Annotated in this window: 18 protein-coding genes, 1 tRNA gene and 2 pseudogenes; 7 read left to right on the top strand and 14 right to left on the bottom strand. The window is 54.2% G+C overall.

What is annotated here, in order from left to right; genetic code table 11:
• Positions 1–42: 42 nt before the first annotated feature.
• The 6 genes and pseudogenes from V2S86_RS19885 to trmB form a co-directional block, all read right to left on the bottom strand.
• Positions 43–291, bottom strand: a complete 249-nt coding sequence (locus V2S86_RS19885; protein ID WP_330763821.1) for a DUF2442 domain-containing protein — start codon at positions 289–291, stop codon at positions 43–45.
• A pseudogene (locus V2S86_RS19880) lies at positions 275–517 on the bottom strand (DUF4160 domain-containing protein). Before V2S86_RS19880 ends, V2S86_RS19885 begins: the two are co-directional and overlap by 17 nt.
• A 97-nt stretch (positions 518–614) precedes the next feature.
• Positions 615–1331 carry a DUF2884 domain-containing protein gene (locus V2S86_RS19875; protein ID WP_330763820.1) on the bottom strand — a complete coding sequence of 239 codons (717 nt, stop codon included), beginning with the start codon at positions 1329–1331 and terminating at the stop codon, positions 615–617.
• 30 nt (positions 1332–1361) lie between these two features.
• Positions 1362–2285, bottom strand: coding sequence for a glutaminase B (glsB, locus tag V2S86_RS19870; RefSeq protein ID WP_065506855.1), 924 nt, complete (start codon positions 2283–2285; stop codon positions 1362–1364).
• Between the two features lie 370 nt (positions 2286–2655).
• The gene (locus tag V2S86_RS19865) at positions 2656–2982 is read right to left on the bottom strand and encodes a YggL family protein (RefSeq protein WP_004948032.1); all 327 of its coding nucleotides are present in this window, start codon (positions 2980–2982) and stop codon (positions 2656–2658) included.
• Positions 2982–3701, bottom strand: a complete 720-nt coding sequence (trmB, locus tag V2S86_RS19860) for a tRNA (guanosine(46)-N7)-methyltransferase TrmB (protein WP_004948035.1) — start codon at positions 3699–3701, stop codon at positions 2982–2984. The genes V2S86_RS19865 and trmB overlap by 1 nt, the downstream gene beginning before the upstream one ends.
• A 176-nt stretch (positions 3702–3877) precedes the next feature.
• Between trmB and mutY the strand changes: the two genes are divergently transcribed.
• From mutY to mltC, 3 genes are read left to right on the top strand one after another with little or no spacing between them, the layout of a single operon-like run.
• Entirely contained in the window at positions 3878–4978 is a 1101-nt protein-coding gene (gene mutY / locus V2S86_RS19855) for an A/G-specific adenine glycosylase (protein ID WP_442996141.1), read from the top strand.
• On the top strand, positions 4975–5247 hold the full coding sequence (locus V2S86_RS19850; RefSeq protein WP_311995315.1) for an oxidative damage protection protein: 273 nt from the start codon (positions 4975–4977) through the stop codon (positions 5245–5247). The genes mutY and V2S86_RS19850 overlap by 4 nt, the downstream gene beginning before the upstream one ends.
• A gap of 54 nt (positions 5248–5301) precedes the next feature.
• A complete protein-coding gene (gene mltC / locus V2S86_RS19845) occupies positions 5302–6378 on the top strand; it encodes a membrane-bound lytic murein transglycosylase MltC (protein ID WP_330763818.1) in 1077 nt (358 codons plus the stop codon).
• Positions 6379–6455: 77 nt separating this feature from the next.
• Here the strand turns inward: mltC and V2S86_RS19840 are convergent, their stop codons facing one another.
• The 3 genes from V2S86_RS19840 to prpB are packed head-to-tail and all read right to left on the bottom strand — an operon-like array spanning position 6456 to position 10055.
• On the bottom strand, positions 6456–7907 hold the full coding sequence (locus V2S86_RS19840; protein WP_330763817.1) for a bifunctional 2-methylcitrate dehydratase/aconitate hydratase: 1452 nt from the start codon (positions 7905–7907) through the stop codon (positions 6456–6458).
• Positions 7908–7964: 57 nt separating this feature from the next.
• A complete protein-coding gene (gene prpC, locus V2S86_RS19835; RefSeq protein ID WP_330763816.1) occupies positions 7965–9131 on the bottom strand; it encodes a bifunctional 2-methylcitrate synthase/citrate synthase in 1167 nt (388 codons plus the stop codon).
• A gap of 33 nt (positions 9132–9164) precedes the next feature.
• Positions 9165–10055: a methylisocitrate lyase gene (prpB, locus tag V2S86_RS19830; protein WP_330763815.1), complete on the bottom strand. Its 891-nt coding sequence runs from the start codon at positions 10053–10055 to the stop codon at positions 9165–9167.
• 259 nt (positions 10056–10314) lie between these two features.
• Here prpB and prpR point away from each other — a divergent pair, with 259 nt between their 5' ends.
• On the top strand, positions 10315–11919 hold the full coding sequence (gene prpR, locus V2S86_RS19825) for a propionate catabolism operon regulatory protein PrpR (protein ID WP_330763814.1): 1605 nt from the start codon (positions 10315–10317) through the stop codon (positions 11917–11919).
• A gap of 26 nt (positions 11920–11945) precedes the next feature.
• Here the strand turns inward: prpR and speF are convergent, their stop codons facing one another.
• Positions 11946–14108: an ornithine decarboxylase SpeF gene (gene speF, locus V2S86_RS19820; protein ID WP_330764020.1), complete on the bottom strand. Its 2163-nt coding sequence runs from the start codon at positions 14106–14108 to the stop codon at positions 11946–11948.
• Positions 14109–14814: 706 nt separating this feature from the next.
• Between speF and V2S86_RS19815 the strand changes: the two genes are divergently transcribed.
• Positions 14815–14890: transfer RNA gene (locus tag V2S86_RS19815), tRNA-Phe, on the top strand.
• A gap of 337 nt (positions 14891–15227) precedes the next feature.
• On the opposite strand, the gene V2S86_RS19810 is transcribed toward V2S86_RS19815, so the two are convergent.
• Together V2S86_RS19810 and V2S86_RS19805 are read right to left on the bottom strand one after the other, a co-directional pair.
• Positions 15228–15590 (bottom strand): hypothetical protein, encoded by a 363-nt coding sequence (locus tag V2S86_RS19810; RefSeq protein WP_330763813.1) that lies wholly within the window; start codon positions 15588–15590, stop codon positions 15228–15230.
• Between the two features lie 106 nt (positions 15591–15696).
• Positions 15697–16116, bottom strand: a complete 420-nt coding sequence (locus V2S86_RS19805; protein ID WP_330763812.1) for a hypothetical protein — start codon at positions 16114–16116, stop codon at positions 15697–15699.
• A 447-nt stretch (positions 16117–16563) separates the two neighbouring features.
• On the opposite strand from V2S86_RS19805, the gene V2S86_RS19800 reads away from it, so the two are divergent.
• Together V2S86_RS19800 and V2S86_RS19795 are read left to right on the top strand one after the other, a co-directional pair.
• A complete protein-coding gene (locus tag V2S86_RS19800) occupies positions 16564–16944 on the top strand; it encodes a hypothetical protein (RefSeq protein WP_330763811.1) in 381 nt (126 codons plus the stop codon).
• A pseudogene (locus V2S86_RS19795) lies at positions 16896–17216 on the top strand (MGH1-like glycoside hydrolase domain-containing protein); the annotation flags it as partial. The gene V2S86_RS19800 and the pseudogene V2S86_RS19795, both read left to right, overlap by 49 nt.
• Before the next feature lie 135 nt (positions 17217–17351).
• Here V2S86_RS19795 and V2S86_RS19790 read toward each other — a convergent pair.
• The gene (locus tag V2S86_RS19790) at positions 17352–17765 is read right to left on the bottom strand and encodes an acyl-CoA thioesterase (protein WP_330763810.1); all 414 of its coding nucleotides are present in this window, start codon (positions 17763–17765) and stop codon (positions 17352–17354) included.
• Positions 17766–18362: 597 nt separating this feature from the next.
• On the bottom strand, positions 18363–19020 hold a 658-nt coding region (locus V2S86_RS19785), incomplete at its 5' end, for an AMP-binding enzyme (protein WP_442996297.1).

Genomic DNA, 19020 nt, shown 5'->3' with positions numbered 1-19020 from the left:
TGAATTATCAGCGCTTTTTTATTGATTTAACGGACCTGTGTCTCAGGCCGCCTGATGGGGGCGATGTGTCACATCGCCACGCCCCTTTAGCAAACCCTCAACGGAAATATCTTCATCCAACGCATCCCAATGGATCCCACAAGCACTCAACTCATAGCAAACGCGTTGTTCATCCGTTGCATTCAGCAACCGGGGGAACCATGTTAGCGGAACACCAATAATTCTGGCATCGCTCAGTTCCACCCACATTGTCACCTCATCAAAGCTGACAGCTTTACCTGAAATACTCATTCCAGGCCTCCAAAAACAGCGACTGGTGATCTTCAATAATTCCAGTTAACTCTTTTAATACTCTGGAATTAAACCCATCATTGCGTGCCAGTTGCACAACCGGCGTCAACCAGAACTTGGCTTCCGTCCCCCGCGTCTCTGACATGAATATGAGCAGGCTCTAAGGATCGCCTTCATTTGAGTAAAAGAAAAACTTATACCCTTTAAAACGAAATATCACTGGCATCAATGCAAAATCCTTTTGGCAATTGATTATAGTTTAGCCAGTTTGTCAGATAGTCGTCAGCAGGTCAAAAAACGCTCCGATAGTGATAAAGCTAATGTTACTTCAACGCGTTAAGCAGGTCTTTACGCTGGGTTTCCAGGCCGGTAACGCGGTTGCAGACGTCGTGACCAAAGTTCTGGAAATCCTGCTCCTGGTTGTTCCATTCGTTCTGAATCGCCTTCTGCAGGCCACCCAGGTTGCCCATAATCGCCTGCAACGGGTTACCGCCGCTGCTGGCGGCCTGCTTGACGCCCATCTCGTTCAGGCTGTCTTGCAACACGCCGCCCATGCTTTGCTGCACCAGGTTGCGGCCATCCTGCTCAACTTGGTCAATCGCCTTGTGGTGGAAGGCCAGGCCGTCGCTGCGGTGTTCGATAATGCGGTTCATCTGCTGCTTAAGTTGGTCGTTCAGCGTGGTCAGGCGGTTGCGCACATTGCTGTCGCTACCCAATTCCTTCACGATCACCTTGTCCAGCGCCACCCGCGCTTTTTCCAGATGCTGCTGCGCGCCCTTGTCGATCCACGGCAGTTCTTTGCGCAATGCACTCTGGTAACTGAACGCTTTCTGACGCTGGCTGTCGTTGAGGCTCAGCGCCTGGCCGTTACGGGTGACATCGCCATCCGCCGAAATCTGCAAATTGCCGCTGGCGCCAGTCACCTGCACGTTCTGCGGGCTGATGATCACGTCGTCCTGAGGTTTAACGCTGCACTGATATTCGGCATGCGCCTGTGAAGCGGTCAACAGCAGTAAGGCTAACCCGGTTTTCTTTAACATATTTTCTCCTGACTCCCTTCCGTGGTGGGATTAAAAAATCGAACGGCTAATCCGTTGAGACAACAGTTCCAGCGCCGCAGTTCCCGCCAGGGAGTTACCGGATGCATCCAGCTCCGGCGACCAGACGGCGATCGACAGCTCATCGGGCACGATAGCGACAATGCCGCCGCCCACGCCAGATTTGCCCGGCATGCCCACCCGGTAGGCAAACTCCCCCGCGCCGTCGTACATACCGCTGGTCATCATCAGCGCATTGATCTGGCGGGCTTGCAGCGGGCTTATCACTTCACGCCCGCTGAGATCGCGCCCGTGATTGGCCAGATAGGCAAAACTGCGCGCCAGCTCCACGCAGCTCATGCGCAGCGCGCAGTAGTGGAAATAGGTTTGCAGAACGGTGAGCACGTCGTTTTCGAAATTGCCGAACGACTTCATCAAATAGGCTATCGCCGCATTGCGATCGGAGTGTTCGAACTCGGAGCGCGCCACGCGGGAATCATAAGCCAGATCGTCTTCGCCGGTCAGCTGCCGCACCACTTCCAGCATCCGCTGTTTAGGGGCGCTGAGCCGGGTTTGCAGCATGTCGCACACCACCAGCGCGCCGGGGTTGATAAACGGATTGCGCGGCTTGCCCTGTTCCATTTCCAACTGCAACAGCGAGTTGAACGGCAGACCGGAAGGCTCTTTGCCGACCCGCTGCCAAATCTCGTGTTCCTGGTAGCGCGTCAGCGCCAGCGTCAGGCTCAGCACCTTGGAAATGGACTGAATAGAGAAACGTTCCGTGGCGTCTCCGGCCTGGAACATTTCGCCGTCGACGGTGCAAACGGCGATCGCCAAGCGGTCGGCGGCCACTTCCGCCAGCGCCGGTATATAGTCCGCCACCTTACCTTTGCCAATCAGCGGGCGCACCTGTTGCAGGATGTCATCCAGCAACGCGTTATCCAATGTCGTTACCACCTAGGTCACACTCCGGATTGCCCTTCATCTTTCAAGCCGCAGCGTTATTTATTGGCTGCGTTTGCTCACCCCGGTCACTTACCTGAGTAAGCTTCCGGGGATTCTCATACTTGCCGCTTAGCCGCAACTTGAAATCTATTGGGCATAAAACAAAGGTGCCGTTAAGGCACCTGAGAATGCTGAAAAAGTCCTCTGTAGTTAAAAGCAGTGCTGTGAGTGCCAATAAAAACAAAGAATCAGATTTTCTGTTTTACCCCAACCCACCGAAAACCACGTTTTTCGGCGGGTTGTCCACAGTCTAAGGTGCCGTTAGGGCACCTTAAATCAATGAACAACGCGGCGCGATGCCGCGCTCATCAGGCTGGCAAAATCAATCCCACCAAATATCGAACAGATCGCTGACCTTAACGTCAGACAGCTTGCGCGCTTCCAGCCATTTTTTGACCAGTTCGCGCTGCTCGTCGGTGCAATGCCCGATGGTTTGCAGGCAGATTAGCCCTTCCCACTGCAGGTAGCCGCTGCCGTCAAACGCCAGGCCATTCGGCTCAATCACTTCGTCGATGAAAGCGTCCAGCGTGCTGTCGATATCCTCAACCGCGGTGCCTTCGGCAAAGCGCCATGCTACGGAGAAACCCAGCTCCTGAAACTCTTCAATGTGTAACTTTTTACGTAAACGACGACTGCGGTTCTTAGCCATTATTCTTTCCTCTCAAACATCAAATCCCAAACGCCATGTCCCAGACGCTGGCCGCGTAATTCAAATTTTGTCAGCGGGCGTGAATCCGGACGCGGCACGTAATCATTATCGCTGGAAAGATTACGGTAGCCTGAGATCCCGTTCATAACCTCTAACATATGTTCTGCATAAGGTTGCCAGTCGGTGGCCATATGGAACACGCCGCCGACTTTCAGTTTGCGTCGCACCAGTTCAACAAACGGCGTCTGTACGATGCGGCGTTTGTTGTGGCGCGCTTTGTGCCACGGATCGGGGAAAAACAGCTGCACCATGTCCAGCGATCCGTCCGGGATCATATTCTCCAGCACTTCAACCGCGTCGTGACACATCACGCGCAGGTTGCTCAATTCCGCTTCTGTGGCGTCAGCCAGACAAGCGCCCACGCCCGGCGAATGCACCTCAATCCCCAGGAAATTCTGCTGTGGATTGTTGCTCGCCATGGTCACCAGCGAGGCGCCCATGCCAAAACCGATCTCCAGCACGGTCGGCGCTTCGCGTCCGAACAGTGCGGCGATATCGACAGGTTCAGCCTGATACTCCACGCCCATCACCGGCCAATAGTTGTCCAGCGCGTGCTGCTGGCCTTTGGTCAACCGCCCCTGGCGGCGGACAAAACTGCGGATACGGCGCATCGCGCGGCCGTTCTCATCAAATTCCGGGGAGATGACGTCATTAATCATAGTGCTTTCTGTCTGTTTGGCTGCCAATTAGGGAAACGCGCATTATGCAAAGATACCTTGGTTTAGCAAGTGTTCATCTTGATACCTGCGGTGCGACGTCGGAAAGTTCCGGTTTACAGCAACATGACTCTATGCTGCAATCTCGCTTCATTTTCTGCCGGATATCGAATCTGCTTATGATGCAAGCACAACAGTTCGCACAGGTGGTGCTTGACTGGTACCAGCGTTACGGCCGTAAAACCCTGCCGTGGCAGCTTGATAAGACCGCCTATCAAGTATGGCTCTCCGAGGTCATGTTGCAACAAACTCAGGTTGCCACCGTTATTCCTTACTTTCAGCGTTTTATGGCGCGCTTTCCCAACGTACGCGCCTTGGCAGAAGCGCCGCTGGACGAAGTGCTGCACCTGTGGACCGGCCTGGGCTACTACGCCCGCGCACGCAACCTGCACAAGGCTGCACAAACCATTGTCGCACAGCACGGCGGCGAGTTCCCGACAACCTTTGACGAAATCGCCGCTTTGCCCGGCATCGGCCGTTCAACAGCCGGTGCGGTGCTGTCGCTGGCGCTCGGCCAACACTATCCGATCCTCGACGGCAACGTGAAGCGCGTGCTGGCCCGCTGCTATGCAGTTGAGGGCTGGCCGGGCAAAAAAGACGTAGAGAACCGCCTGTGGCGGATCAGTGAAGACGTCACCCCGGCCAAGGGCGTCGGCCAGTTCAATCAGGCGATGATGGACCTGGGCGCGATGGTCTGCACCCGCTCCAAACCCAAATGCGAGCTGTGCCCCCTTAACACCGGCTGCATCGCTTACGCTAACCACAGCTGGGCAAAATACCCCGGCAAAAAACCGAAGCAGACGCTGCCGGAAAAAACCGCCTACTTCTTATTGCTGCAGAGCGGCGAGCGGGCCTGGCTGGAACAGCGCCCGGCCGTAGGGCTGTGGGGCGGGCTGTTTTGCTTCCCGCAGTTCAGCGAACGCGAAGAGATGGAACTCTGGCTGCAACAGCGCGGTCTGAAAGGCAATCGCCTGGAGCAGTTGACCGCATTTCGTCACACATTCAGCCATTTCCATCTCGATATTGTGCCAATGTGGCTGGAAATGAAGGATGCCGGCGGCAGTATGGATGAGGGGGTCGGTCTCTGGTATAACCTGGCGCAACCGCCCGCCGTCGGGCTGGCAGCGCCGGTTGACCGCCTGTTGCAACAGTTGGCAAAACACTCCCCGCTCCAACAAAATTTATATGGCGATAACGCCATTGATGAGGAATTAGCATGAGCAGAACCATTTTTTGTACCTTCTTGCAGCGCGATGCCGAAGGGCAGGACTTCCAGCTTTACCCGGGTGACGTAGGCAAACGCATCTATAACGAGATCTCGAAAGAGGCCTGGGCCGAATGGATGAAAAAGCAGACCATGCTAATCAACGAGAAAAAGCTGAACATGATGAACGTGGATGACCGCAAACTGCTGGAAGCCGAAATGGTCAAATTCCTGTTCGAAGGGCACGACGTGCACATCGAAGGCTACACGCCACCGAGCGAATAATGCTGTTGGGGCCAGGCGCTGGCCCTTCCAATACTTCTCGTATACGGCTTTAAGATGAAGAAAATTATAGCTTTGCTAGTGATAGCGCCCCTGCTTATTTCCTGTTCCGGCAAAAAAAGCACCGAAGTCAACGAAGCCTGGGTCAAAGACACCAACGGTTTCGAGATCCTGATGGGCCAGTTTGCCCACAACATCGAGAATATCTGGGGTCTGAACGAAGTTCTGATCGCCGGGCCAAAAGATTACGTTAAATATACCGATCAGTATCAAACCCGTAGCCACATCAACTTTGATTCTGGTGCGATCACCATTGAAACCATCGCCACTACCGATCCTGCCGCTCACCTGCGCCAGGCGATCATCAGCACCCTGCTGATGGGCGACGATCCGGGTTCAATCGATCTCTATTCCGACGTCAACGATATCCAGATCAGTAAAGAGCCGTTCCTGTACGGCCAGGTGCTGGATAACAAAGGCGCACCGATCCGCTGGGAATGGCGTGCGGCGCATTTTGCCGACTATCTGCTGCAAACCAAGCTGCAAAAACGCACTTCCGGCCTGCACGTGATTTACTCGGTCACCATTCAGTTGGTGCCAAACCACCTGGATCAACGTGCGCACAAGTACCTGCCGATGGTACGCAAGGCGTCGGAGAAATACGGTGTGGAAGAGTCGCTGATCCTGGCGATCATGCAGACCGAATCCAGCTTTAACCCGTATGCGGTCAGCGGTTCGGATGCGCTTGGCCTGATGCAGGTTGTGCAGCATACCGCCGGTAAAGACGTGTTCCAGATGCGCGGGAAATGGGGTACGCCAAGCCGCAGTTACCTGTTCGATCCGGAGAACAACATCGACACCGGCACCGCTTATCTGGCGATCCTGCAAAACAACTACCTGGGCGGCATTCAGAACCCGACCTCGCGCCGCTATGCGGTGATCACCGCCTATAACGGCGGCGCAGGCAGCGTGTTGCGTGTGTTCTCCAGCGACAGAACCCGCGCGGTGAGTATCATCAACGGCATGCAGCCGGGTGACATTTACCAGACGCTGACCACCAAGCACCCGGCCAGCGAGTCACGCCGTTATCTGGTGAAGGTGAACAACGCGCAGAAGAGTTATCGCAGAAGGTAATGCGCTCCAGGCGGAAAATAATCAGGGCCGGCATAAAAACCGGCCCTTTTTTCGGCTTATCGCTGCAGATGCGGCGTTTAAATCACGTACAGATCGAGGTATTCATGCACCGGCATCTGCTCTAAACGCCGCCGATCCAAAGAGATAGCCAAAATCCGCTGCTGCTGCCGGAGCGGGAACTGGCGCCCCAGGTTAGTGGTGAATTTTTCAATCAGCAAAGGGATACCGTCCTGGCGACGGCGGGCGTGCCCGATCGGGTATTGCACCTCGACCTCCTCGAAGCGGCTGCCGTCGCTAAATTCCAACGTAATGGCGTTAGCGATAGAACGCTTCTCGGGATCGTGGTAGTCGGCGGTAAAAGCGGGGTCTTCCACACAGCCGATCTTGGCGCGCAAGCTGTCGATGCGTTGATCCTGCGCCACCTTGTCTTCGTAATCTGCTGCAGTCAGGCGCCCGAACAGCAGCGCGATGGCCACCATATACTGAATGCAGTGATCGCGATCCGCCGGGTTATCAAGCGGCCCCTGCTTATCGATAATGCGGATGCAGGCTTCATGAGTGCGAATGCTCACTTTGCCGATATCCGCTGCGCTTTTGCCCGCCGCCAACATCCGTTGATGCAGCGTCATTGCGGCTTCTACCGCCGTCTGAGCATGGAACTCCGCCGGGAAAGCGATCTTGAACAGCACGTTTTCCATCACGTAAGAGCCATAGGGGCGCTGAAAGCGCAGCGGTTCACCGTTGAACAGCACGTCGCAAAATCCCCAGGTCTTGGCGCTGAGCGCCGAGGGATAGCCCATCTCCCCCGTTTGCGCCATCAGCGCCAGTCGCACTGCCCGTGAGGTGGCGTCGCCGGCCGCCCAGGACTTACGCGTGCCGGTATTGGGCGAATGGCGGTAGGTACGCAGCGCCTGGCCATCCACCCAGGCCAGCGAGACGGCGTTGAGGATTTCGTCGCGGGACAACCCCAACATCGCTGCCACCACCGCCGTGGAAGCGACTTTCACCAGCAAAACATGATCCAGGCCGACGCGGTTAAAGGAGTTCTCGAGCGCAATGCAGCCCTGAATTTCATGAGCCTTGATCATGCCGCCAAGCACTTGCCCGATCGTCAGAGGCGCTTTCCCACCGGCCACCGCATTGCGCGACAGCCAGTCCGCCACCGCCAGGATCCCGCCCAGATTATCCGAAGGGTGCCCCCACTCAGCCGCCAGCCAGGTATCGTTAAAATCGAGCCAGCGGATCATGGTGCCAATATTGAAGGCCGCCTGCACCGGATCGAGCTGAAACTGCGTCCCCGGCACGCGTGCGCCGTGGGGCACCTGGGTGCCCGGCACTATTGGCCCGAGCAGCTTCCTGCAGGCCGGATATTGCAGCGCTTCCAGGCCGCAACCCAGCGTATCGAGAAAGCAATAGTGCGCGGTTTCATATGCCAGTGCAGATGTAACCTCAAAATTCATAACATAATCAACAATATCGACCATTTCACGATCGAAATCCGGACGGATGTTGAGCACGGAGGCGGACATAAGGCTATCTTCCTGTTTTATGATTATTGGCAAATGCGGCGCCATGCGGCCGCCGGTTTATTGACGCTGATCGACGGGCACAAAAGCGCGCTCCTGCGGGCCGATATAGGCCGCCGCAGGCCGGATAATCTTGTTGTCGAGGCGCTGCTCAATAATATGCGCCGACCAACCGGTAACACGGGCGATGACAAACAGCGGCGTGAACATTTCAGCAGGCACGCCCATCATGTTGTAAGAGACCGCCGAGAACCAATCGAGGTTAGGGAACATTTTTTTGGTTTCCCACAGCACGCTCTCCAATCGGTCGGCGATATTGAACAGCTTCGGCTGCCCCGCTTCTTCCACCAGTTGATGCGCAATGCGTTTGATGACCTGATGACGGGGATCGGCGAGGGTATACACCGGGTGGCCAAAACCGATGATCACCTCTTTGTTCTCGATGCGTTTGCGGATGTCGGTCTCCGCCTCTTCCGGCGTTTCATAACGCTGCTGGATTTCCAGAGAGACTTCATTGGCGCCGCCGTGTTTAGGGCCGCGCAGCGCGCCAATCGCGCCGGCAATCGCCGAATAAATGTCCGAACCGGTACCGGCAATCACCCGGCCGGTAAAGGTAGAAGCGTTGAATTCATGTTCGGCGTAGAGCACCAGCGAGGCGTGCATCGCCTTTTCCCAGCTTTCCGTGGGCTTGGCGCCATGCAGCAAATGGAGGAAATGGCCGCCAATCGAGTCGTCATCCGTTTCCGTCTCAATGCGTTTGCCGTTGTGGCTATAGTGATACCAGTACAGCAGCATGGAACCGAGCGAGGCCAGGAGTTTGTCGGCGATATCGCGGGCGCCCGGGGTGCCATGTGCGTCTTTCTCCGGCAAAACGCAGCCCAATGCGGAGACGCCGGTACGCATGACGTCCATGGGATGCGAGGCGGCGGGCAGCGCTTCCAACACCGTTTTGACGTTCATCGGCACGTCGCGCAGCGCTTTGAGTTTGACCTTATAAGCGTCCAGCTCGTGCCGGGTGGGCAATTTGCCGTGGATCAGCAAATAGGCCACCTCTTCAAACTCACAATAATGCGCCAGCTCGAGAATGTCATAACCGCGGTAGTGCAAATCGTTGCCGTTTCTGCCGACGGTACACAGCGCGGTATTGCCGGCGACCACGCCAGATAAGGCAACGGATTTTTTCGGTTTATTGCCTGAGGGTGTCTGTTGGGGGCTTGTATCTGTCATGTCAGCCTCTCTGTGATATTGGCGAAGAAAACCTTATTCGCCGCGTTCGCGGGCAAACAAGGCATCCAATTTCTCTTCGAACTGGTAGTAACCAATGCTCTCGTAAAGCTCGTGACGAGTTTGCATTTGGTCGATGACGTTTTTTTGCGTGCCTTCCCGGCGCAGAACCCGATAAACATTTTCCGCCGCTCGATTCATGGCGCGGAATGCAGATAAAGGATAGAGCGCCATCGCAACATGCGCGCTTTTCAATTCTTCAGTAGTAAACAGCGGCGTCGCGCCGAACTCGGTGATATTGGCCAAAATGGGCACCGCCACCGCGCCGGCGAATCGACGGTAGATCTCCAGCTCGGTCACCGCCTCGGGAAACAGCATATCCGCCCCGGCTTCGATGTAGGCCCGGGCGCGATCGAGCGCTGCCTCAATCCCTTCCACGGCCAGCGCATCGGTGCGCGCCATGATGGCAAAATTGGGATCGGTGCGGGCATCCACCGCCGCCTTGATGCGATCGACCATCTCCGCCGTAGACACAATGGCCTTATTTGGCCGGTGCCCGCAACGCTTGGCGCCAACCTGATCTTCGATATGCAGCGCCGCCGCTCCGGCTTTGCCGATAGCCTTCACGGTGCGCGCCACGTTGAAGGCCGAAGCGCCGAATCCAATGTCCGCGTCCACCAGCAGCGGCAACGGGCAAACGTCGGTTATCCGCCGCACATCGGTCAGCACATCATCAAGCGTGGAAATGCCTAAATCGGGCAGCCCCAGCGAGCCAGCCGCCACGCCGCCGCCGGAAAGATAGATGGCTTGAAAACCGGCGCGTTGCGCCAGCAGCGCATGATTTGCATTGATGGTCCCGACAATTTGCAACGGGCTTTCTTTACTTAATGCGGCACGAAAGGCCTGGCCCGGAGAGGGGGATGTCATAGGCTTATCCTCTTGCAGACAGCTGTTATTTTCAGGTATCGGCAATAAAGCAAGGGACGTACCAACCCTGGCTTAAAATCGGACCCATGAAAAAACAATGTTAATCAAAAAGATAAGCAAACCTCATCGCTGAGCCAGGCCGACATTTCAAAAAATGCGCCCCGGTTAACGTTTCATGAAACGTTTCACACTCCTGGCTTGAAACATGCGTGAAACACGCCTACAACCATAGGTATGTTCCCGCATGCATGTTGAACCTATGGCTTACTCCTCAGCTCTGCCGGACGGCGCCGGCGACAAGCCCGCCATCTGGATCGTCTCCGTCACGCGCCTGTTTGACTTGCTGCGGGATATCAGCCTGGAATTCGACAGCCTGGCAAGCATCACCCCCATTCAGTTGGGCTTTGAAAAAGCCGTGCAGCATATCCGCCAAAAATTACTCACCGAGCGCTGCGACGTCATCATTGCCGCAGGCTCCAACGGCGCCTATTTGAAAAGCCGCCTTTCCGTGCCGGTGGTGCTGATCAAACCGGGCGGCTTTGACATCGTGCAGGCATTGGCCAAGGCGCGCCGCATGGCCTCGTCAGTAGGCATCATTACCTATAAAAAAACGCTGCCGGAGCTGCTGGAATTTCAGCACGCGTTTGATTTACAACTGGAACAGCGCAGCTACGTCACTAAAGAAGAAGCGCGCGAGCAACTCAATGAATTAAAAGCGAAAGGCGTTCAGGCGGTGGTCGGCGCCGGGCTGATTACCGATCTGGCTCAGGAAGCGGCGCTTGCAGGCGTGCTCATCTATTCGACCGCCACGGTGCGCCAGGCTTTTCATGAAGCGCTGAGCAGGACGCGTTCCCTGCAAGGCGCGGCCCAACCGCGCAAGCCCCCCTCCGGCCGCGAAACCCTGCGCGCGCGTTATGGGATAAACCACCTGCGCGGCGATTCACCGATAATGGAGAACGTTCGCCGCACGATCGCGCTTTATGGCCGCTCATCCGCCGCAGTGCTTATCCAGGGGGAAACCGGCACCGGCAAAGAGTTGGCCGCCCAGGCCATTCATCAGGAATGCTTTTCCCGCCGTGCGGCGGCTCCGTTCGTTGCTATCAACTGCGGCGCCATTGCCGAATCGCTGCTGGAGGCGGAGTTATTCGGTTATGAAGAGGGGGCGTTTACCGGCTCCCGCCGCGGTGGGCGCGCCGGCCTGTTTGAAACGGCCGATGGGGGCACGCTGTTTCTCGACGAGATCGGTGAAATGCCGCTGCCTCTGCAGAGCCGCTTGCTGCGCGTGCTGGAAGAAAAAGAAATCACCCGGGTGGGCGGGCAGCGCCCTATCCCGGTGAAGGTGCGCATTATCAGCGCCACCCACTGCAGCCTGGAAAACGCGGTGAGCCGCAGCGAGTTTCGCCCCGATCTGTTTTATCGGCTCAATACGCTGCGCCTGAGCCTGCCCGCGCTGCGTGAGCGAGAACAGGACGTGATGGAACTGGCCCAGTGGTATCTGAAACAGGCGCTGGCAGAGCTGAGCGTGCCATTTACCGCCGCCTGGATGCAGGGTATTTTTTCCTGCCTACAACGGTTGCAGGGCTATAGCTGGCCCGGGAATATTCGCGAATTGCGTAACATGATGCAGCGGCTGGCACTGTTTTTAAGCGCCGAACCCTCGGAGGCATTGAGTGAACAGAAGCTCTGTGGCTGGCTGCCGGAGCTGGTGTGCGTCGGGTTATCGCCCGAGCCGCCTGCGCCCGTCATATCAGACGTTCAGGCTGCTCTGGCGCAATTTAATGGCGATCGCGCCGCGACCGCGCAGTACCTCGGTATCAGCCGCACCACCCTGTGGCGGCGCCTGCGCGAAGCAGGCCGCTCTTAATTGCGGCAAAGCAGCCCGAGGCGCGTTTACTGCTTGATCATATAGCCGAAAATGCGCTTCCAGCCGTGATCCTTTTTCTCGATATACACGCCCTGCAGCTCCGGTGAGAAGCCCGGCAGACGGTTGATGCCATCTTCCAGCGCCAGGAAGTAACGCTGCACCGCTCCGCCCCACACTTCCCCCGGCACTACGCACAGCACGCCCGGCGGGTACGGCAACGCGCCTTCCGCCGCGATGCGCCCTTCGGCCTGGCCGATCGGCACCAGCTCGACGTTGTCGCGGATAAACTCCACGTTGGCGTCCTGCGGGTTCATCACCACCTGCGGGAAATGGTTCTGGCGGAACATCTCTTTTTGCAGTTGCTTAACGTCGAAGCTGACGTACAGATCGTGCATTTCCTGGCACAGCTGGCGGAGGGTATAGCCGCGGTAGCGCTGCTCGTTCTTGCGGTACACCGTCGGCAACACTTCGCTCAGCGGCGCGTCTTCTTCCACGTAACGTTCGAACCGCACCAGCATATCGACCAGGTGCTCCATCTTGGCCGGGTTTTCCGCCGGGGTCAGCAGGAACAGGATCGAGTTAAGATCGCACTTCTCCGGCACTATGCCGTTCTCGCGCAGGAAGTTGGCCAGAATGGTGGCCGGCACGCCGAACTCGGTGTATTGGCCGGTGGCTGCGTCGATTCCCGGCGTGGTCAGCAGCAGCTTGCACGGATCAACCAGATACTGGTCCTGCGCATAACCTTCGAAACCGTGCCATGCCTCGCCCGGCACAAAGTTGAAGAAACGGGCGTCGTTGGCGATCAGGTCAGTATCGTAATCCTGCCAGTCCTTGCCCGCGACCTGCAGCGGAATAAACGGCCGCAGCTGGGAACAGCGTTCCAGCAACTGCTTGCGCGTCTCGATGCCGAGCTTCACGCAGTCCATCCACATGCGGCGGCCGGCGGCGCCTGCATGCATCTTGGCGTTAACGTCCAGCGCGGCGAACAGCGGGTAGAACGGGCTGGTCGAGGCGTGCAACATGAAAGCATTGTTAAGGTGCTTGTGGTTACAGTGACGCTTCTGGCCCTTGATGTGATCGTCTTTCTTGTGGATCTGCGAGGTCTGCGAGAAACCGGCCTGCTGTTTATGCACCGACTGGGTAACGAAAATGCCCGGATCGAGTTCATCCAGCTCCAGCAGCAGCGGCGAGCACTCTTTCAGCATCGGGATAAAGCCTTCGTAACCCACCCAGGCGGAGTCAAACAGGATGTAATCGCACAGGTGGCCGATGGTGTCGATCACCTGGCGCGCATTATAGATAGTGCCATCGTAAGTGCCGAGCTGAATGATCGCCAGGCGGAACGGCCGCGCCACATTGGCCTTCTCCGGCGCCACCTCACGGATTTGCTCACGCAGATAGCGTTCGTCAAAACACCGCGAATCGATGCCGCCGATAAAACCAAACGGGTTGCGCGCGGTCTCCAGATACACCGGCGTCGCCCCGGCCTGGATCAGCGCGCCGTGGTGGTTGGATTTATGGTTATTGCGATCGAACAGCACCAAATCGCCGCGGGTCAGCAGCGCATTGGTCACCACTTTGTTGGCCGCCGATGTGCCGTTGAGCACGAAATAGGTTTTATCGGCGTTGAAGACCCGCGCCGCATGCTTTTGCGCATCCTTGGCCGAGCCTTCGTGGATCAGCAGGTCACCCAACTTGACGTCGGCGTTGCACATGTCGGAACGGAAAAGCGTTTCGCCGTAGAACTCGAAAAACTTCCGGCCGGCCGGGTGCTTGCGGAAAAACTCCCCGCCCTGATGCCCCGGGCAGGCAAAAGTGGAATTTTCCATTTCCACATAGGTCTTCAGCGTTTTGAAAAACGGCGGCAGCAGCGCCTGCTCGTAGGCGTCCGCAGCGGCTTCCAGTTGCGCCATATAGAACGCCTTGCTGGCGCCGGCCAGGGCAAAAACGCCGGTAATAAACGGCAGGTAGTCCGGGGAGAGGTGTTCATCCCCTTCAACAGCAACAAACGTTGGGATCTCGAATCCGGTGGCTTTCAACTGCGCCAAAATACCGGCGTTAACGTCATCAACCGACACCACCACCGCAGCCACGTCGGTATAGTCCGTCTGTTCGATGCGGACAATCTGGCGCAACGTTTCAATGGTGGCGACCAGGCCGGCGCTTGTTGCTATTTTCAATTCTTTCATCATGCTAACTCTCAAACGGTTAAGGATGAGGTGGTGCCACGGGGCACGGCGATGAGATAACAAAGGTTATCCCGGCAAAGTGATGCCCGGCGTTGCCGCATAAAGCGCAACCGTGACCGGCTCATGATCGCGAGATCATCAGGCAGCTATCGGGGACTGGTATCGGCAGCGTCCGATAGACATCAGTAAAATCAGAGCCGCAGCTCTATTTTTAATAATGCCTAACAGCGAGCATCAGAAGATGCCTTACCGCATGGTCGGCAGGGCGTTCTTGGCGTACTGTGTTCGGGAAAGGTAACGGCGGCGTGATGGCATCTTCAGATGTCTGGTGCGCAGTGGCGCTTGAGTAACAAAACCAGTCATGCCAGTAATCCTCTGACTTAAATGAGCGGAAACACCGTTAGGGGACGTAGAGTGCCAAAATTTGCGCAATGATTGCATGTTTTTTTATGAGGTTCAAGTAACAATCATGTTATTCCCCTTCTAACCAGAATTATCGCAACCTATTGTTATTTATCAAATAAAAATAAAACCCTGCAAAATCAAAATGGTATAAATACACATATTTTCTGCATATCTATTGCCGCAGGCCGAAGCGGACGCCAGGCAGCGCCCTACCCTTTTGAGTGAAAAAAGAGCAACCGATCGGGTTTGTGACAGAAAGCGATTGACGATATCCGGCCAATAGGGTTAAATGCGCCCCGTTGCCCGGATAGCTCAGTCGGTAGAGCAGGGGATTGAAAATCCCCGTGTCCTTGGTTCGATTCCGAGTCCGGGCACCATATTTAGAAGAACCCGCCTATGGCGGGTTTTTTGCTTTTCAGGATATGGACTCTCCATCGAACAAGTTCGATTATTCGGCCTGAAGGCCTCACCCTGCGGGCCAACGCTGAAGCGTTGTTCAATCCGGCACAAGCGCCGGTTGTCCGAGTCCGGGCACCATATTTAGAAGAACCCGCCTATGGCGGGTTTTTTGCTTTTCAGGATATGGACTCTCCATCGAACAAGTTCGATTATTCGGCCTGAAGGCCTCACCCTGCGGGCCAACGTTGAAGCGTTGTTAAACCTGGCGCAAGCGCCGGTTGTCCGAGTCCGGTCGCCCTATTTAGAAGAACCCGCCTATGGCGGTTTTTTTGCTTTCTGGGGTATGGACTCTTCCTGCGGACCAATGCTGAAGCGTTGTTCAGCTACCCACAGCGCTGCGACCTGAGAGGGGAAGAGGGTCATAAAGCATTGATAGTCGTAGGAAAAATCCCCCTTGTGATAACCGTTACGCGAAACGACAGTCGCTCCCCAGCCGCCGGAAGTCATTGGGTAAATAACGGCTTTACAGCTGACATTGCCTGTTTCGTTGGTGAACCACTCGGTATCAATGAGGTCCTCCGCACCCGGCTGGCTCCGTTGTATTCGGTGCCAAAATGCGCGCAGACGGTCTATGAGTTGGAGTTCTGGCTGATAAGGCCATTGTGAAAGTACAGACATGGTGTTTCTCCTGAAAAAAAGGGAAACACCGATCCCAGGGGAAAGGTATTTCCCTGGGGGAACTGATTGCTGAAAGCGCAATCAGACGATGGTTAAAGGTGTGGATTCAACAAATACTGCTTTGCTCCATATCTACCCTGGCTTCTATGTCATTGCTGTAAGCATCGTCATAACCACTTTGCCAACCACACTGCCACAGTTCCGGGTCGAGTTGGTTGCCCAGCCTAATCGCTTGCCGCAACCCCATTCGCAGGAGCCGCTGATTCACCTGGTCATAAAATTGACGGTGTCCCAATGCATGTGCTGCCCAGAACACTGTTTGATCGATAGCCAGTTTATCCTCAGAATTCCGCATACTCTGGATATTCCGAGCCGCCTGTTCGAGATCGACAAAAATGCGTTGCAAAAGCAATGCATCTTCTTCCAGTCTGGCCAAGCCAACTCCGACACTCGCGTAGGGAAGCAGCTGTTCAGTCTGGTGTTTCACAAATGAAACAACGACACAGAGAAAGTTCGTTCTGTTCATAGTGTCAGTCCTGATAGAAAGACGAATAACACCAGCCCTGACGGGATGTGTTTTCCGTCAGGATAATTGCAGAGATTGGGAATGTACCCGGAAGTGAAATGCTGAAGGAACCTTCATCACCGTTAAGTGATCTCCGTTCTCAAAGGCTAAACGGAGTTACCGCCACATGGGCTTCCTCTTTCAGGCTACGAGGCTATTTGTAGTCACCCGAAGGCGTTTCTCACAGACCACTGAAACTTTGGTTGGCACTCACCCGAAGGCGCTTCTCACAGAGTGCTGAAGCATTAGCTGGTTGTCCGAAGACAACAAGTAAGCCTGTTCATTTTCGAATCAAAATGGCACTATGTCAACCACATAAATATATAGTTGTTCTTTTCCACAGCATTAAAACCCTGTATGCCCGAACATTACCAAGTAAATGAATACAGCATATTCCCAGAGGTGGGCATGGGCTCATTTGTAACAACACAAACGCAGCAAGCATTTAAAAACCTAAATATTAGCAAGCACATTGTCCAGGATCCTTTACTATCTGACTGCATTGGGATGGGAAGAGCAAATTATGGAGATTACAGTAGGGTTCAGGGATTTAATTGTGGGAAAGATTTTGGTTATGCACTACTCACCTACTTCACATCAAGGGCACTGAACATCCCAAGAATGCCTTTCTGTGAAGACCATATTTACAATGGTTTTCATTTACGTAATGAAGATGAGATTCTATTCTACTTAAACGAAGAAAGAGTCAACAAGATTTTCAGAGAAATCATTGAGAGAAAGATCCGCACGAATTCAATACCTACGTTCCACTCGGCACTGCAGCACTGACCAACCCAGCGTTCGGCGCGGATATTTACTGGCGCGGACGCGTATGGGTTGATCAGTTATATTTCGGGCTAAAAGGTATGGAAAGCTATGGCCATCGTGCCGACGCCTTAGCCATGGCGCAGGCTTTCTTCAATCATGCCGACGGATTGCTGACCGATGGGCCAATCCGCGAAAACTACAATCCACTGACCGGCATGCAGCAAGGAGCGCCAAATTTCTCATGGAGCGCGGCACACCTTTATATGCTGTATAACGATTTTTTCACCCAGTGACCTTTAAGGCGGGCAATGCCAGGCCTTTTATCTGGCATTGCTAACTATTATAATTGAAGAGTCAGTGTTAATATAGGATAGATAGCTTAAATAGGTAATATTAACCAACATAGTTAAAATCTTATGAAAATCGACTCACAATAGTTTTTCTGCATCTTCTCTTGGTAAGACAGCAGGTTTATATTTATCAACATAAGCACCAACAACCTTAACTCTTGCATTTGTGAGTAGTTTACCATCCCGCCATATTTTTTGTAGAAAAGTGAATGACACTCGTGTTCTATTTACCAATTGTGTCTCTATAGTAACAACATCACCAAGAAACACTGGGGATTTGTAAGAGATCTCAAAAGAACAAACCATTAGCCCGTATTTTTTATCAATAATCAATTCATTTAGATCAACACCAAAAATATTAAACCAACCTTCCCGACCAGCTTCAAGATAAAACATATAATTTGGGTGATGAACTATTCTTCCCATATCTACATCTCTAAAAACCACCCTAACATCTAACTTATGTGTGCACAACATTAAATTTTCATTCATTTAACCACCCTCATAATGACTTTCAGCCCATGCCACACCACCCATTAACCTCACTGGCATTACAATAATTCTTTAAAATTTTAAGGGTACGCTCACATATCGATAAGCCATCCATCACTAGCATAACAAAATTAAAAACTTGAACACTACTCCCATCAAGGTAATACACCATCACCTTGCAATAACTACAGATATAACTTTCAATTCAGAACAAAACACGAAACCTTTAATCAAAAGTATCATATAAGCGTCTAAGTATTACTATTCATACCTAACCCCCTAGCTATCTCCCTATAATGATTCAATCTTAAATCAAAATACTTTATCAAATGCATTGGAATGTGAACATAGACAGCAGATTGAAATGAGTGCATCACTTCCATGCTCGCAACTCTGCTAGCAATAATATCAACTTTAACATATGAGTTTAAATCATCCATAAGATTAATGGTTACCTCAGCAAACAACCACTTAACTAAATGGGTTAAGAATATCTCCCCACATGATATGAATCTAAATCAATGTAACCGTAATAGTACTTTTTTCAGTACCCATTCACTAAGTAAAAGAGTACTGAACGGGCACTACTCATGAAAATTACGACGGTACTTTCATTGATTGTTTTTCTTCCAACAGCTTGCCGACGACCGCCGGGTCCGCCAAGGTTGATGTGTCACCGAGGTTGCTGGTGTCACCCGCAGCGATTTTGCGCAGGATGCGGCGCATGATCTTGCCGGAGCGCGTTTTGGGCAGCGAATCTGTCCAGTGCAACACGTCTGGCGTGGCGATCGGTCCTATTTCCTTGCGTACCCAGTTACGAACTTCGGTATAGAGTTCGGGAGAGGGCTCTTCGCCATGATTCAGCGTGATATAGGCGTAAATTGCCTGGCCTTTAATATTATGCGGAATGCCGACTACCGCCGCTTCGGCGATTTTCGGGTGCGAGACCAACGCAGACTCGATTTCTGCGGTGCCCAGACGGTGCCCGGAAACGTTCAGCACGTCATCGACACGGCCGGTGATCCAGTAATATCCATCTTCATCACGGCGGGCGCCGTCACCGCTGAAATACATGCCTTTAAAGGTGGAGAAGTAAGTCTGCTCAAAACGATCATGGTCACCGAACAACGTACGCGCCTGGCCTGGCCAGGAATCGGTGATCACCAAATTGCCTTCGCAGGCACCTTCCTGAGGTGTACCTAGGTTATCGACCAACGCAGGCTGCACGCCGAAGAACGGCCGTGTGGCAGAGCCG

It is taken from the genome of Serratia sp. C2(1), from assembly GCF_036352655.1.
GTDB lineage: Bacteria > Pseudomonadota > Gammaproteobacteria > Enterobacterales > Enterobacteriaceae > Serratia > Serratia inhibens.
Note: the sequence above shows the minus strand (reverse complement) of the source record. Positions and strands in the feature narration are given on the sequence as shown.

What these genes read in the sequence shown, in the direction of transcription:
- V2S86_RS19885 (WP_330763821.1), bottom strand. Translation starts at nt 291, where the DNA reads ATGAGTATTTCAGGTAAAGCTGTCAGCTTTGATGAGGTGACAATGTGG.
- V2S86_RS19875 (WP_330763820.1), bottom strand. Translation starts at nt 1,331, where the DNA reads ATGTTAAAGAAAACCGGGTTAGCCTTACTGCTGTTGACCGCTTCACAG.
- V2S86_RS19865 (WP_004948032.1), bottom strand. Translation starts at nt 2,982, where the DNA reads ATGGCTAAGAACCGCAGTCGTCGTTTACGTAAAAAGTTACACATTGAA.
- trmB (WP_004948035.1), bottom strand. Translation starts at nt 3,701, where the DNA reads ATGATTAATGACGTCATCTCCCCGGAATTTGATGAGAACGGCCGCGCG.
- mutY (WP_442996141.1), top strand. Translation starts at nt 3,878, where the DNA reads ATGATGCAAGCACAACAGTTCGCACAGGTGGTGCTTGACTGGTACCAG.
- V2S86_RS19850 (WP_311995315.1), top strand. Translation starts at nt 4,975, where the DNA reads ATGAGCAGAACCATTTTTTGTACCTTCTTGCAGCGCGATGCCGAAGGG.
- mltC (WP_330763818.1), top strand. Translation starts at nt 5,302, where the DNA reads ATGAAGAAAATTATAGCTTTGCTAGTGATAGCGCCCCTGCTTATTTCC.
- V2S86_RS19840 (WP_330763817.1), bottom strand. Translation starts at nt 7,907, where the DNA reads ATGTCCGCCTCCGTGCTCAACATCCGTCCGGATTTCGATCGTGAAATG.
- prpC (WP_330763816.1), bottom strand. Translation starts at nt 9,131, where the DNA reads ATGACAGATACAAGCCCCCAACAGACACCCTCAGGCAATAAACCGAAA.
- prpB (WP_330763815.1), bottom strand. Translation starts at nt 10,055, where the DNA reads ATGACATCCCCCTCTCCGGGCCAGGCCTTTCGTGCCGCATTAAGTAAA.
- prpR (WP_330763814.1), top strand. Translation starts at nt 10,315, where the DNA reads ATGGCTTACTCCTCAGCTCTGCCGGACGGCGCCGGCGACAAGCCCGCC.
- speF (WP_330764020.1), bottom strand. Translation starts at nt 14,108, where the DNA reads ATGAAAGAATTGAAAATAGCAACAAGCGCCGGCCTGGTCGCCACCATT.
- V2S86_RS19810 (WP_330763813.1), bottom strand. Translation starts at nt 15,590, where the DNA reads ATGTCTGTACTTTCACAATGGCCTTATCAGCCAGAACTCCAACTCATA.
- V2S86_RS19805 (WP_330763812.1), bottom strand. Translation starts at nt 16,116, where the DNA reads ATGAACAGAACGAACTTTCTCTGTGTCGTTGTTTCATTTGTGAAACAC.
- V2S86_RS19800 (WP_330763811.1), top strand. Translation starts at nt 16,564, where the DNA reads ATGGGCTCATTTGTAACAACACAAACGCAGCAAGCATTTAAAAACCTA.
- V2S86_RS19790 (WP_330763810.1), bottom strand. Translation starts at nt 17,765, where the DNA reads ATGAATGAAAATTTAATGTTGTGCACACATAAGTTAGATGTTAGGGTG.